Source organism: Salinarimonas soli, assembly GCF_008386575.1.
Taxonomy (GTDB): Bacteria; Pseudomonadota; Alphaproteobacteria; order Rhizobiales; family Beijerinckiaceae; genus Salinarimonas_A; species Salinarimonas_A soli.
The window spans coordinates 13,221-27,030 of record NZ_VUOA01000043.1 but is presented as its reverse complement, the minus strand read 5'-3'; the positions used below and the strand labels follow the sequence as shown (position 1 = coordinate 27,030).

Sequence of the window (13,810 nt, the reverse complement as noted above, 5' to 3'; positions counted from 1 at the left end):
CCTGGGGCGGGGCACGGGGGTTTGATGGCATTGAAGCATTCAGCACTGGAGCGTGAGCCTGCGCGGGGTATGCTCCGTCCCATGATGTCGCCCCCACAGCCGCTGCATATCGCGGCGCCACCGGCGTGGAACACGCCCTCCCTTCTCAGCTTCGAGGATCTTGCCGCCCTGTTTGCCCGGCGGTGGCCCATCATCGCGCTGACCTGCGCAGCTTTCATGGCCATCGGAGCCATCTACGTCGCCACAGCCAAGCGGCAGTATACTGCCGTGGCGCATGTTCAGGTTGATTTGGTTAAGCCTGACATCCTGCCAAACCCAGGCGGCGGCCAGCCCGCGTTCTTGAACCTGGAAACCATGATCCTGAACAGCGATCTAGAGATCGCGCGCTCGGATGTGCTGCGGCGTGACGTCGCTGTCGCCCTGGATGTTGCAAACGACCCTGAATATAACGCTGTCTCCGTTTTCGGGGCTGTCCGGCGGGGGATCGGCCAACTTGTGGGGCTCTTGACCTTCAAGCCGCCCTCGCCCGGGAGCGGAGATGAACTGAAGTTTGTCGCCTTCGCTGATCGTGTCCGGGCCGAACGCGTCGGCCAGAGCCTCCTGATCCGTTTCAGCTACTGGTCACATGACCCAAACCGGGCCGCCGAGGTCGCCAACGCCGTGGCCGAAGCCTACGTGGCTCATCAGGTCAAAACCCAACGGGAGGCGTCAGCGAAGATCACGCTGTCGCTCCAGGACCGCCTGCGGCAGATGCGCGACGAGGTCGCGGCCGCCGAGGTGTCGGCCGCGACCTTCCGCGCCGAGAACATCGTCACCGAGGCCACGGGCGCGAGCGACCTCGACCGGCAACTTGCTGACCTGAACACGCAAGCGTCGGCGGCGCGGGCGGAGGCGGACGCCTTGAAGGCCCGCGTGGATCGCCTGCTCAGGGCCATTGAGGGGGGCGACGTCGCCCAGATCGGAGCGGCAGCCGCGGAGAACCCGGCCATCGTCGGCCTGCAGTCAGACCTCGCACGGGCGCGGACTGACCCGGCGACACTAGGGGCCGAGGTCGAGCGCCTGGAGGGCGCGGTGCGTGCCGTGGCGCGGGAGACGCTCGCGCGCTGGCAGGCCTCCTACAATCTTGCGGACAGCCGCGCCCGTAACCTTTCCACCGAGGTGGAACGGGTCAAGCAGATTGCCGCCAGGATCGGCCTCAATCAGGTTCAGCTCCGCGAGTTGCAGCGCCGGGCCGAGTCGGCCCGGGCCATCTACGACGTGCTTCTCACGGCTTTCAATCGTTCCTTCCAGAGCCAGAGCCTGCCCGCCGGCCGCTTCGCGCTCGTTGAGGCGGCGACGCCCCCCGTCCTCCCCTCATGGCCGAAAACGCCGCTCGTGCTGGCCTCGTGCCTCGTCCTCGGCCTGGGTGTCAGCAGCGGGTACGTGCTCCTGCGGGAGGGGGTCCGGCGAACATTTGAGTCGCCCCGCGAGGTGGAGGCGGCTCTCAGGACCACGAACGTGGTGCCCGTTGGCCAGTTGAGCCTCGTGGACGCCGGGGGACTGGAGACCTACCGCCTGGCGCTTTCCGACGCCGACGGACGAGCCAGGGACGGCATGAATGACCTCCTGCAAATCCTCCTCATGGCGGGTTCGCCCCCTAGTGGCGGGGCCCTGGTCGCCGGCATCACCTCGGTCCACCGGGGTGAGGGCAAGACCACGACGGCGGGCCTCCTCGCGGCGCACCTGGCTGCATCGGGCCTCAAGGTCCTCGTGGCCGACGTAGACCTTGAGGGGCGTGGCCTGTCGCGCCAGCTCGATCTTCCCGAGACACTCGACGTGCCTGTCCTGGAGCCGGGCACAGGCGTGTGGGTCCTGTCCGCGGGCGAGCGGGGGCGGGGCGTCGCCGGGATCCTGAATGGCGGCTTCGCGCGCGCCATCACGGCCATGCGGCCCTCGTACGACGTCATTATTCTTGACCTGCCGGCGCTGCGAGAGGCACGCTACCCACGCGCCCTCGGCCCGGCCCTGCACCTTGTGCTCCTCGTGGTCGAGGCCAACCGGACCCGCCGGGGTGAACTGGCCGACGCACTCGCGCACTCACCCGAACTCGCCGAACGCATCATTGGCGCAATCTTGAACAGGGCCCGGTCGCGCGTTCTGGGGCCAGCCCTGCTGAGCCACATCGGACGTGCCTGGTCACTCCTGCCCCGCCGCCGGCTCCGGAAGCTTGAGCAATCATGATCCTCCGCCCCACACCACTGTTGGTTCTGCTGCATTGCCTGGTCATGGCGACGACCTTGGGATGGCCGTCCGCCGCCTACGCCGAGACGAAGCTTGAAGCGGGTGACGTCATCGAGCTCGTGATCGCCGGGGCTCAACCCATTACGCAGCGCGCCGCAATCGGCCGGGACGGCGAATTGAACCTCGCGTCGGCGGGCAGCTTCAATGCAGCCGGCCTGACCCTGGCTGAACTGCGGTCCCGCGTGCAGGAGCGGCTGGTGTCGCGCGTGTTCTACACGCGGTCGATCGATGGGCGGGACCGCCCGACCTCCATCGAGGCCGGGGACATCGCCGTCCGGGTCGCTGAGTACAGGCCCGTCTATGTCAATGGCGACGTGAGCAAGCCGGGCGAGCAGCCCTTCCGGCCCGGCCTCACGGTCCGGCAGGCCATTGCCGTCGCGGGCGGCCTCGACGTCGCCCGTTTTCGCGTGAAGGATCCGTTCCTCGACGCGGCTGAGTTCCGCTCAGAATACGAAGCCCTGTGGACCGAATACGCCAATGCGCTTGCAGAGAAGCTGCGGATCGACGCGGATCTGCAGGGCAAGCGCGACATCGCGACGGCCGGGTTCGAGGAGACCCCCCTGGGGCCCAAAGTCACGCAGGGCATGATCGAGATGGCGGGGCGGCGTTTGGCGACGAGCCGAGCCAATCTTGACCAGGATAAGCAGCACTTGAGGCGCCTCATCGGCCAACTCGACGAGCAGATTACCCTGCTCCGCGAGCAGCAGGAGCAGGAGCGTGAGGGCCTCAAGGCTGACCGGGAGGAAGCCGAGGGAACCCAGGCCCTGCTCAAGCGGGGGATCACGTCGGCCACCCGCACGACGGAGGCCCGCCGCGCGTTTCTCCTCTCGTCGACCCGCCTACTCCAGACGGGAGCTCAACTCTCCGAAATGAGCAAGCAACGGGAGGAGGCACGGCGCAAGTTGGACAAACTCGACGAGCAGTATCGCGCGGATCTTTTGCGGGAGCTGCAAGAGGCCGACGTCCGCGTCCTGACCTTGCGGGCCAAGATACGCGGCGTAAGCGAGAAACTCCTCTACGCGGGCGTGATGAAATCACAGCTCGTGCGCGGCAGCGGCGGCAAGCCCCAACTCGCCGTCTTCCGCAAGACCGAGACCGGGCGGACCCGCATCGAGGCCACCGAAGACACAGAACTGATCCCCAGCGACGTGGTGGAAGTGACCCTGGCCCTTGAAACCCCCCTCGGCCCGCCGGCCGAGCCGTCGCGCTGATGGCCCCAGGGCGCGCTGCGTCAGGCTCAATGGGCCGGACCGGGGGCCCGCGGATACATTGGCCCAATGTGGCCCGGCCCGATGGGTTGGCGCCGGGTGGCCCCCCGGACCAGGGCGACCTCCATCCGCGGGCAGTGCCCCGGCGGGACACGCCCGCCCTGCCAGGAGCGTGCGGGCCTGCAGGGCAGTCAGCTGTGGCGGCGCGCCGGTCACGCATCCGTCACGGCAGGCCGGGCGGGCGCCCCGCCGGGGTAGGCCGGCGCGGGCCGGAGTGCCGCCAGAGCATGACGGGGCGCCGCGCCCCTCCCAACAGGAGAAGCCTCCGATGGCACTGCAACCCGACCCGGCCCACGTCACGGTGATCATTCCAGCGTACAATCGGGCACCGTCGTTGCGGAGGGCGGTCCAATCCGTCCTGGATCAAACCCACGCCGCTTGGGACCTCCTGATTGTCGACGATGGCTCGACCGACCGGCCCGACGAGGCCATCGCGGAATTCCGTGACCCCCGGATCTCCATCATCCGTCACGGGACGAACCGGGGCGTCTCGGCCGCGCGCAATACGGGCATCGCCGCCGCGCGTGGTCGGTTTGTTGCCTTCCTCGACTCAGACGATGTCTGGCTTCCCCAGAAGCTTGAGCGGCAAGTCGCGGCCGTGTTGGCCGCCCCCGACCCGGACGGGGTCTTTTGCGTCGCATGGACCATCGTCGTTCGGCCGGGCGGCGTGCGGGTGGTGCTCCCTGAACAATCGCCCCGCGATGGGGCCGACATCGGGGCCTTCCTGTACGCCGAGGAGGGCTTTGCGCAGGCGAGCTCGTTCCTCCTGCCGGCGGCCCACGCGCGGCGGACCCCTTTCCGGGAGGAGCTTCGCCAATATGAGGATCACCTCTTCTTGATGGAGGCAGTCGCGGGTGGCGCGCGCTACCTCCAGGTCCCGGAGGCGCTGTCAGTGTGGTTCGACGATGACCGGCCGGACCGGCTTGGCAGCCGGGACAATCTCGAGGCCGGGCAGCGTTTCATTGCTCTGGCCGGACGGCACCTGTCGCCCCGCGCGCGGGCTGCCTTCGAGGCACGCTGCCTCGGCCCCCTCCTGTGGCGCCAGAGCCCGCCCCGGGCTCTGGCGCGGTTCGTGTCGGCCTACCGGGAGGGGGGGCTCTCAACTGGGCAGTTGGCCCGCCTCCTCGCCCGTTGCGTCCTGCCGGGCGCGGCCGTGCGGCGGCTTCGTGCCGTCGCTCGCCGGCGTGGGCCCACGGCACTGCCCACCGCGCCCCCAACCGGCGGGCCTCCCCAAAGTCGGTGACCGGGTCGGGGCGCGATCTGGCGGGCCTACCGCTGCAGGGCGTTCCGGAGGGTCCGGTACAGAGCCGGGAAGCGGGACTTCAGGACCTTCACCGCGGCCGTGCGGGCGCCATGGACGGGGCCAACCGGGACGAGAGACCGGTCCACATTCGAGAAGACGATCTCCCGATACACGCCGATGATGTCGAGCCTGGAGAAATCGACGCTTTGGGTCGCCGCCAATGGTTTCCGTCCGAAATAGGTGTTGCGGATGACGGCCGTGGGCTCCAAGAGGCCGAGCTTGGTGAAGTAGCGAATGAAGCTAGCCGTCAACTTATGCTTGAGATCAACGCGGATTTCACCATTGGTCCACCGCCAGAGGTGTGCCGCGTCATCGCAATCGTCGATGATGACGACGGCCCCGGGTGCGAGGTCGTTGTAGAGGAGCGCAAAGTCGCGGTCGAGGGCGCCGTCGGCATCGACCATAACGCCCGCGAGCGGCGCCCGTACGTCGGCTCGGGGGTAGGTGTCCGCGACGTCCCCAAAGTTCAGGTGAACCCGCTCCGTCACGCCGAAGGCGTCGATGTTCGCCCGTATTTGAGCGATGAAACGCTCGGACAGGTCGGCCCCGGACGCGACATGCCGCTCGGCGTCCTCAAGGTAGTTCAAGGGGTCGAGCAGGTCGAACGTCACGACGTTGCGGTCGGGGTTAGCGCTCGCCCCAATCCCGAGCGCCAGCGCCACCGTGGCGGCGCCCCGCGCCGTCCCGATCTCGACGAGATCGCCGGGCCCACTCGATCGGGCGGTCTCGTAGATCATCTTGTAGACTTCCGGCTCCAGCATGCCGGCGCACCGCTCCTTGATGGCAAGGAAATCAGGCGGGTTCGTCTGGCTCATAATCACCTATCCATGGTTTGCACGGCACAAGACGCACATTGCCGCGTAGCGCTTGTCCGCGCCCATGCCACGCCGCCTGGGGTCACTCGACGTGCACCACCCCGCGGCTCCGCTCGAGGCCCCGCCCCACGCTCGCGACGACGCGGCGCCGGATCGCCCAATCAGGCTCCTCCGTTTGACGCGTCAGTCTGATCGCGTTGCAGGATCTGATATCACCGTGTGCTCCCGCGTCGAGTCCGGTGCGTTGTAACATGGGCCGGGGCCAGCGCCTCCAACTCTGCCGTGTTCTTTCCGGTCGCGTATCCAGAAGAGGCGCGCCGGTGGGGCGGCCGGATTGAGGGCTCGGGGCGCCGTAAAGGGCGCGGCGTCGGGTGGTACTTCGTACTTACGGTGCCGGGCGCGCCCTCAGGGGCAAGCACCCTCCCGGCCAGTGCTCGCTTCGCGGCGGGTGCCTCCCCGGGCCGCTCCACCGTGGGCGGGACGGACGCGGCTATGCCGACGAACGCAGTCGCTGCATCGGCATGGGTGACCCGGCGGCATCGAGGGCACGCCCCCGGATCCGGTCACGGAGCAAGCGCAACGGGGTCTCGACCACGCGGTCGGCAATCACCGCCAACACGCCGGACGCGGCAAACACGACGGCGACGGTAAAATAAGACGCCGGCAGGGCTGCATGCACGGCGACGATGACCGCGAAGTGTTGGAGATAAAGTGGAAAGGACAGGTCGCCGATCCGGCGATCCAAGACGGCCACTCGTGGGCTGACCGGGAGCGAGGCGAGCCACCACGGCATCAACAACAATATGGAGAACAGGGACACGTGGACCAATCTCTCGGCCGGATCGAAGGCCAGACTGAACGTCTCAGGCAGGGTCACAGTCACGCAAGTCCAGAGCGAAAGCACGAAGAGTGCCGCAAGAATCATGTGCCGGCCGATCGATGGACTTCGAATGGTCCAGTAGAGGACGGCGCCGAATGCGAAATAGGGCACGTTCTGCATCATACTCGGCGCCTTTCCCGCGAGGAACATGCCGAACAGCGCGGCGCATCCGCCTGATATTCCGATGATCCCGAGGGTGGGACGCCGCGCGCTGATCAATATTCCGCCAGCTAATATAAAATAGAATATCGCCTCGACCCGGAGGGCCCACGCATATGGCACGAACGGATGCTCAGCTTTTATGCCGGGTATGATGCTTAATATATTTTTGATGACGTTCGTTACACTGAACATCTCGGATGGACTGCCGTGTATCAAGGCACTCGGAAAATAATGGGGTGCGAGTGTTGAGCACGCCCAAACTGTAAGCATGGAAACGGCGAGCGCGAGGAGATACTGGGGCCCGAGCCGGAGCGCTCGGTTGATCAAGAACGCGACTGGCCGCCCCCGGTAGAGCTTTTCGGCGGCTTCGGTGATGACGAACCCGGACAGACTGAAAAAAGCGAGCACACTCAACGTGCCGGAAGCGAAGTGGTGCACAGTCCAGCCAACTGGAGCGATGTGGTTCACGTGCTGCATGACGACGAGGGAGGCAAGGAGCGTCCGGTATGCTCCAAGCGGCCGGTAATCCATCTCCACTAACCCTCGTCACGTGAATCGGCGTCTACCCTCCTTGTATCGCCGTTCTCACGTCTTGGGATAGTGCCAAGGGGCTTACGCCCGGCCGCGTTGGGGATGCGCCCGCTGGAGCCGGGTCCCTGGTCCCCCGCCGTCGTCGGCCGCCACCGAGCAGTTCCTTCCAGCGGGGCCTTCCACGGGTGGATCCGGCCGCTTGTGACCCAATTGGCGTGACGGTGGCGAAGCCGCGTGTGCGCCGCTACGGGACCCGCCTGCAGATTCGGGCGCAGTTCGCCTGGGGCGCAACCTGCCGAGGCACCAGCCCCGGCCTGGTGGCCGGGGCTGGTGCCTCGAGTGTTCACGCTCCCATGGGCCGTTCCCCCGCGCGGCTCGACGGGGGGCGGCAATCAGGGCGGCCACGTCATTGTCCCGCGATGCGCACCGGGCACGGGTGGCGTTAGTGCTGGGGCCGTGACGCCGATGGTCCCGTGCGCCTGCAGCGCCCGCTCGCGCCCCGGTGCGGCCTGCCAACGGGCACACGATTATGGGCGCCCATCAAAGGACCCACCCCAAGCCGTGGCTCGCGCTCAGGTCGTTCACGTGCGTGCCGCCTTGCGGTAATAAGTCTGGCGGCAAGGCCGCGGAGGCGCCCGCTGTGGCGTAGCTCGGCAGTGGTATATTGCACACCGGCAAGATCGGCTGATCGTCGTCCAAGATGCTGCCCACGGCGCGGTACAGGACCTGCGTTGGCGCCCAGGGCGCGAAGATTTCCAAATAGAAGTCCTCCGTGCCCTCCTGGACGTGGTCGTCGATCACCTCGACACTGACGTGAGCCGTATTCTGCCCATTTGGAATATGGATGACGCCAGTTTTGGCCACGTAGTCGCTTCCGGCTTTGGCTGTCCCGTCCGCAGTCTTGAAATAGTAGACCGTATCCCAGACGGAATTTTGTGGGAGGGTTATCGTGAACTCGACCTTGTTCGCGGCGCTCGCCGAAGCGACCGCGCTGCTCGTCGGCAGGAGCCCCCCCGTGAGCGGCCGCAGGTCGTCGAGTTTGGCTTGGTTCAGGGTCCACCAGTCGCTGGATACGATGCCGCCCGTGTCGCCTGAGAGGGGGCCCCAGGTCCAGATCGTCCACCCCATGCCTTTGTCGCCGGGGCGCCCGCCTTGGACACCGTTTCCGTCGAGGTCACCCTGGATGTAGTTGTAGAAGGTCTTAAGCCACGGGAAGTCACCAGCGGCCTCATAGCGGCTGCCAAACTCCCCAATCATCACCGGAGCAATGTTCTTCTCGTAGATGTAACCCCAGTTTTTTTGGAAGAGGTCCTGAAGGGTCTTCTGGTCGATCCCACGCAGGAACGGGACATCGACAACGGACGGCGGATAATCGTGTGGCGCGTACACCACCTTGTTCGCGAGAGGAAGCTGAACCGGGTCGGCGCCGGCGCCTTGCAGGTTCCCGCCGATCCAATACCAGTCCCCGTTGTGGACCATGTTCCCCTGGACGAATACGAGCCAGTCCGGGTTCTTGGCCTGAATGGCAGCCCCCGCCTTCTCGGCCGCGGTACTCCACGTACCCCAGTCACCGCCCGGCTCGTTGAAGAGATCGGCGCCGATGACGGTTTTGTTTCCGGCGTAGCGCTCGGCGAGCGTCGCCCAGTTTGCGATCCATTCATCTTGCGAATGGGTGACCGATGACCACGCGCCGTCGGGTTCGGCCCCGTATCCGGCCTCCCGGCGGTGGTAGTCTAGGGTGACGCGCAGGCCGATCTCGCCCGCGTAAGCGATAACTTTGTCCATGATCTGGAGGGGTGTAAGGCCCGCCAGGTCGGGGTTCAGCGTGAGGCTGATGCCGGACGTGTGGGGGCTGGCCGAGATGATGTCGCCCGAGAAAGGCAGCCGGACGTTATTGAAGCCTGCGTCCCTCATCTGCTCCAGCATGTGCCGGTAGTTGCGGGCCCAAAGCCCGGTTGGTGACATGTTAGGCGTTTCGAAGCCGTCCCAATTCACGCCCGTGAGCCTCACGGTCGCTCCGGATTCATCGACGATCTGATTGCCCCGCGTGCTCAGAAACCCACTCACGTGTGGAATTGAGGACCTGAAACCCTCGCTCCCGGCCCTGGAAGTCACTTGAAAAAACTCGGTCACAGATGCCTTGCCTTGTTGTCGCGAGCGGCATCCCGCAACGTGGCAGCGCGGCCTTAAGAACGGGTTGAGTGGGAAACGGCGGCTGGCGGTCACTGGGCACCGCCGGCTTTGGTGCGGCTGCCCTGCCGGCGCGATCCGGCAACGCGGGCCGCGCTCGGGAGGGGCGCGTGCCTAGATCTCGGGAGCGACGCGCGCGGCTTGCGACGCCCCTGGTGCGCGGCGGGAACTGAGGGCGCGCTGGTAGAAGGCCCACAGATTGGCGTAGAAGGCCTCGACCTTGAAATTTGCCTCGTAAGTCTCACGTCCCCTAGCCGCGATCGCCCGGGCCTCCGCCGGATCGCGAAAGATCCTCTCGAGGGCGTGGCCGAGTTGGTCACTGTCCCGCGGCGGGACGAGGAGGCAGTCGAGGCCGTCCGTGAACACCTCCGGGATGGCGCCCACGGGGGTCGCGACCACGGGAACCTGCAGGCTCATCGCTTCGATGATGGCCATTGGCAGGCCCTCGTGTTCAGACGGCAGGGCCAGCACGTGGGCGTCGCGTAAAAGTTGCCTCACGCGGTCCTTGTCGACCCAGCCAGTGAACGTCGTGCGGTCCGAGATGCTCAGCCGCTCCGCGAGTGCAGCGTACTGCGCGATGGCCCCGGCGCCGGCGAGTGTCGCCTCCACTGGGACGCCGCGGCGCGCGATCGCCGCGACCGCTTCAAGGAGTTGGGTCGTGCCCTTGCGCTCTGACAATTCGGCGACAGACAGGATCTTGAATGGTGCGTCCGCCCGCGGCGGGCGGGTCACGCCCTCCGCCAGGTCCGGGACGCCGTTGCGGAGCACCGCGACCTTCTCCGGGGCGACTTCCACTTCGGCTCTGAGAAAATCGGCCCAGAGGTCACCCAGGGCGAGGTTGAGGTCAGCCGTGCGGGCGACCTGCCGGACCCACCTCTGGACCCCGGGGGACGCTGACCGATAGAAGGGGATCAATTCACTGCCGTGGTGGTGGAGCACCACCGTCATGCCGAGCGCCCGGCCCGCGAGCGCAAAGGCCCCCTTCCGCAGGAAACTCAGCCGCTCGGAGACCTGGAGGTGCAGGATGTTGGCTCCGGCCCCCGCCGCCGCCCGGAGCTCGAGCAGGCCACGCGCCGTTCGCCAGGGTGTCGCGGCGACTGAGCCGTGCCCCCGGGGGTCGATCACCCGCACGGGCAGACCGGGATGGTCGCGCCGGAGCCCCTCCGCCATCAGGCGGGTCACCGTGCCCATGCCGCCCCGGCCCTCCTCCCCCCCGGGTGAGACGATGACGATCCCGAGGACGTCATATTGTTCGTTTTGCGGAGCGGCCGCCATGCTCAGGCCGTTTCCCTCGCGGAGACGATCGCCCTCCGACGGCGCTTGCCCCCGGCTGGCATGCCGTTGACGGGGGAGCGCCCGGGGCTTGGGGCCGCCGGGCCCGGCGCTTGGCCATCCCCCCGCTTCGCCGCTGCGGCGAGAAGATGCACGCGGACAAGGAATAATGGGTTGCCGATCACGTACCGATGGAAGAGACGCACGGGTTCATTCAGAAGGCGGTAGGCCCACTCCAAGCCCAAGCGGCGGAGGATGGGGGGCGCCCGGCGGACCCGGCCCGCGATGAAGTCGATGAGCGCCCCGGCATTGATGATCAGGCAGGGATGCGGCAATTCCTGGCGCAGGGTGGCCGCGAGTTGCTCCTGCCGGGGCATTCCAAGCGAGAGTACGATGATGTCGGGGTGGAGGCGGCGGGCCTCGTCCACGTAGCGCTGCGGGGGCTGAAAGCCGTCGAGGGCGCCGACGATGTCCTGCCCGCGGCCCGTGAGGGTTTCAGACGCCTTCGCGACGAGGGCCGGCTCGCTTCCAAACAGTGCAATCCGCCGGCCGGGGCGGGCGGCGAGGATCTCCGGGATGAAGTCGGTGCCGTTCATGTTGAGCCCGGGGCCGAGGCCCAGCCGGCGACAGAGAATGGCCATGCCGGCGCCGTCGCGGAGGAGGATGTCCGCCTTCTCAAAGGCCTGCCGGGATGCAGGTTGGCTCCAGCAAAGATTCACGGCGTGAGCGTTGAGGAAGCCCAGGACCGTCGGCCGGGTCGGGTTCGTGAGCTGCTTGAGGAGGGCGGCCTTCTCGCGCTCACTGTCGATGATGACAAAGCGCCGGAAAACCTGGCTCAGCCTTGGGTCCTCTGCCTTTGTTTGGTGGAGTGCGGATCCCCCAGTCAGAACGAGACGCCGGGCGTTGGGCACGACCATGCACCACAGTCCTTCTATTTTCCCGCCTCGGGGCGTGCTGGTTCGGGGCGCGGACGCGCATGGAGGACCCACTGCGTGTGGGGTCGTGCCAAGCCGGCGCGGCAAGGCTCGCCTCCAGAAACGGGGTCGGCCGCCTATGGTTCCAGGGAATTCACAAATATTGGCCGCGCCCCTGCGTATAGTATGGTTAATATTTTCTTAACCTGAGTTTATATTCCGTAATTGTGCGCCCATTGTCATCTCGGTCCCATACAAGTAGTATTGATCAACTTACGTCCGAGGCGCAACCTGAGGAAGAAACCTCGTCTGCTCTTCCAAACGGGCGCGAACATCCGCAGATCAGGAGGCGGTGGAGGGCGCAACTTTACTGGCCTGTGCGGGTTGTGACCGCCTGAACGACCTTGAACCCCAGGGCAGCCGATTGCAGCCCCGGCCGGCCGCGATCCGGGCTCACGCGACTAGCCCCTCGCTTCCTCGGGGCCGGGCACGGCAGTCTCACCGTGCGCGCTGGTACATTTTCACACGCCTGCGCCCCAGGCTCGCGCTGGACGTTGCCTCATTAACCCGCTTTTCCAAGGAACCCGGAGCACGCATGACAGACGACACTGAACGCCCCAAGGGACCGACCCGGCCGAGGACAGGCATGACCCGCCGCGGAGTGCTCACGGCGTCCGCGGCCGCCGCCCTGGGCCCGGCCCCCGCCCTAGGACGCGACGTGTCGGCAACACCCCTCCACGCACTTGCCGCTGGCCGGGGGCTATCATTTGGGACCGCAGTCAACACGAACGTCCTGACGGACCCGTCCTACGCGGCCCTCGTCGCCCGCGAGTGCAACGTCATCGTGGCGGAGAACCACTTCAAGTGGGGCATGCTGCGCCCGACGCCGGCACAGGCCGACTTCTCGGTCGCCGACCAGATCGTGGCGTTCGGCCAGTCACACGGCATGCGCGTCCGGGGCCACACCCTGTTCTTCCAGGAGGCGTTGTCGGCTTGGGTGCCACAGGAAATCGCGAGGACCTCGGCCGAGAGGGTCCTCGAGGACCACATCCGGCTGGTGTGCGGCCACTTCGGCCGGGGCGTATCGTCCTGGGATGTCATGAACGAGGTCGTCCTGCCCGAAGACGGGCGGCCCGACGGCCTCAGGCGCAACGTGTTCCTGGAGGCTATGGGCCCCTCCTATGTCGGGAAGGCTTTCTGGATCGCGCGGGAGGCCGCCCCCGGGGCTGAATTGGTTTATAATGATTGGATCGGCCCCTACGCGGGGCGCTACTTCGAAACCCGCCGGGCGAGGCTCCTCCAACTCCTGGAGGGCCTGGTGCGCAGCGGGGCCCCGGTCCAGGCCTTCGGGGTACAGAGCCACCTTGATGCGTCCCGGGACGACGTCGATGAGCGGGGCTGGGCCGCGTTCCTGCAGCGGGCGTCAGACCTGGGCTTGAGGCTGCACCTCACAGAACTCGACGTTGCGGACCAGAAGCTCCCGGCCGACCCCGGCACCCGCGACCGCAAGACGGCGGACGCCGTCCGGCGCTACCTCGATGTCACCCTCGACAATAAGGCTGTCCGGGACCTCCTGACCTGGAACCTCTCGGACCGGTACACGGCCGTCTCGATCTACCTGCCCCGGCCTGACGGCCTCCCGCCGCGCTCCCTGCCCTATGGTGACGGTGATCGGCCCAAACCCATGCGTGAAGCCATCGCGCAAGCTCTCGTGGCGGCCCCCGCCCGTTAAGAGCGACGAGCAGGTGTAGGTTGCGTTCTCCAAACGCCACTAAATGGCCTGCAAGTCTTCGCTGGAGTTCCCCGAACAGGAACGAAGCCGATGATCTTTCGGATTGACACTCAAACGGTGGCTTAAGGGCTCTTAACATGATGCCGCGCGTCACTCGCATCCAGTGGGACTCTCGATCATGGCCCACAAGTGGAGCAGGAGCTCCTCGCGGCGAGAAGCGGCACGTCACTCCTAGCGCTCAAGCTTTGCTAGTTCGGTGAGCATGTCGTCTGCACCTGGCGTGGGCATGTCAGCTTCCTCGCGCGTGGGACCGCTATTGAGGGCGTTCAAGAAGTGATCCACCCAATCTCGCGGCCTGAAGAGATTGGTGCGAGGCTGAGCCAGGTGGATGTGCTGGTCCCAAAGCGCGAGAGCGTCGTTGAGACCGTGCGCTCCAGTGGAGTGACCGAGGTGACCTGCTATC

General features: G+C 66.6%; 9 protein-coding genes. 4 read left to right on the top strand and 5 right to left on the bottom strand.

Translation table 11 applies throughout. The features are described 5' to 3' along the window. Positions 1 to 24: 24 nt before the first annotated feature. The 3 genes from F0L46_RS22805 (at position 25) to F0L46_RS22795 (ending at position 4,791) form a co-directional block, all read left to right on the top strand. On the top strand, positions 25 to 2,220 hold the full coding sequence (locus F0L46_RS22805) for a GumC family protein (protein ID WP_149821919.1): 2,196 nt from the start codon (positions 25 to 27) through the stop codon (positions 2,218 to 2,220). Beyond that, positions 2,217 to 3,491 carry a polysaccharide biosynthesis/export family protein gene (locus F0L46_RS22800; protein ID WP_149821918.1) on the top strand — a complete coding sequence of 425 codons (1,275 nt, stop codon included), beginning with the start codon at positions 2,217 to 2,219 and terminating at the stop codon, positions 3,489 to 3,491. The genes F0L46_RS22805 and F0L46_RS22800 overlap by 4 nt, the downstream gene beginning before the upstream one ends. Positions 3,492 to 3,816: 325 nt before the next feature. Then, entirely contained in the window at positions 3,817 to 4,791 is a 975-nt protein-coding gene (locus tag F0L46_RS22795; protein WP_149821917.1) for a glycosyltransferase family 2 protein, read from the top strand. Between the two features lie 26 nt (positions 4,792 to 4,817). Here F0L46_RS22795 and F0L46_RS22790 read toward each other — a convergent pair whose 3' ends face one another. The 5 genes from F0L46_RS22790 to F0L46_RS22770 form a co-directional block, all read right to left on the bottom strand. Next, positions 4,818 to 5,666, bottom strand: coding sequence for a TylF/MycF/NovP-related O-methyltransferase (locus F0L46_RS22790; protein WP_149821916.1), 849 nt, complete (start codon positions 5,664 to 5,666; stop codon positions 4,818 to 4,820). Positions 5,667 to 6,156: 490 nt separating this feature from the next. Continuing rightward, on the bottom strand, positions 6,157 to 7,239 hold the full coding sequence (locus F0L46_RS22785; RefSeq protein ID WP_149821915.1) for an acyltransferase family protein: 1,083 nt from the start codon (positions 7,237 to 7,239) through the stop codon (positions 6,157 to 6,159). 540 nt (positions 7,240 to 7,779) lie between these two features. Then, a complete protein-coding gene (locus tag F0L46_RS22780; RefSeq protein ID WP_276315618.1) occupies positions 7,780 to 9,306 on the bottom strand; it encodes a cellulase family glycosylhydrolase in 1,527 nt (508 codons plus the stop codon). Between the two features lie 237 nt (positions 9,307 to 9,543). Next, complete coding sequence (locus F0L46_RS22775) at positions 9,544 to 10,704, bottom strand: glycosyltransferase family 4 protein (RefSeq protein WP_149821913.1); 1,161 nt, start codon at positions 10,702 to 10,704, stop codon at positions 9,544 to 9,546. Between the two features lie 2 nt (positions 10,705 to 10,706). Then, positions 10,707 to 11,618 (bottom strand): WecB/TagA/CpsF family glycosyltransferase, encoded by a 912-nt coding sequence (locus tag F0L46_RS22770; RefSeq protein ID WP_149821912.1) that lies wholly within the window; start codon positions 11,616 to 11,618, stop codon positions 10,707 to 10,709. Between the two features lie 643 nt (positions 11,619 to 12,261). Here F0L46_RS22770 and F0L46_RS22765 point away from each other — a divergent pair. Then, complete coding sequence (locus tag F0L46_RS22765) at positions 12,262 to 13,347, top strand: endo-1,4-beta-xylanase (RefSeq protein ID WP_188312101.1); 1,086 nt, start codon at positions 12,262 to 12,264, stop codon at positions 13,345 to 13,347. Positions 13,348 to 13,810 lie beyond the last annotated feature (463 nt).

Bases quoted from the DNA above. Each gene is read 5' to 3' on its own strand.
- F0L46_RS22805 (WP_149821919.1), top strand. From the start codon at position 25: ATGGCATTGAAGCATTCAGCACTGGAGCGTGAGCCTGCGCGGGGTATG.
- F0L46_RS22800 (WP_149821918.1), top strand. From the start codon at position 2,217: ATGATCCTCCGCCCCACACCACTGTTGGTTCTGCTGCATTGCCTGGTC.
- F0L46_RS22795 (WP_149821917.1), top strand. From the start codon at position 3,817: ATGGCACTGCAACCCGACCCGGCCCACGTCACGGTGATCATTCCAGCG.
- F0L46_RS22790 (WP_149821916.1), bottom strand. From the start codon at position 5,666: ATGAGCCAGACGAACCCGCCTGATTTCCTTGCCATCAAGGAGCGGTGC.
- F0L46_RS22785 (WP_149821915.1), bottom strand. From the start codon at position 7,239: ATGGATTACCGGCCGCTTGGAGCATACCGGACGCTCCTTGCCTCCCTC.
- F0L46_RS22775 (WP_149821913.1), bottom strand. From the start codon at position 10,704: ATGGCGGCCGCTCCGCAAAACGAACAATATGACGTCCTCGGGATCGTC.
- F0L46_RS22770 (WP_149821912.1), bottom strand. From the start codon at position 11,618: ATGGTCGTGCCCAACGCCCGGCGTCTCGTTCTGACTGGGGGATCCGCA.
- F0L46_RS22765 (WP_188312101.1), top strand. From the start codon at position 12,262: ATGACCCGCCGCGGAGTGCTCACGGCGTCCGCGGCCGCCGCCCTGGGC.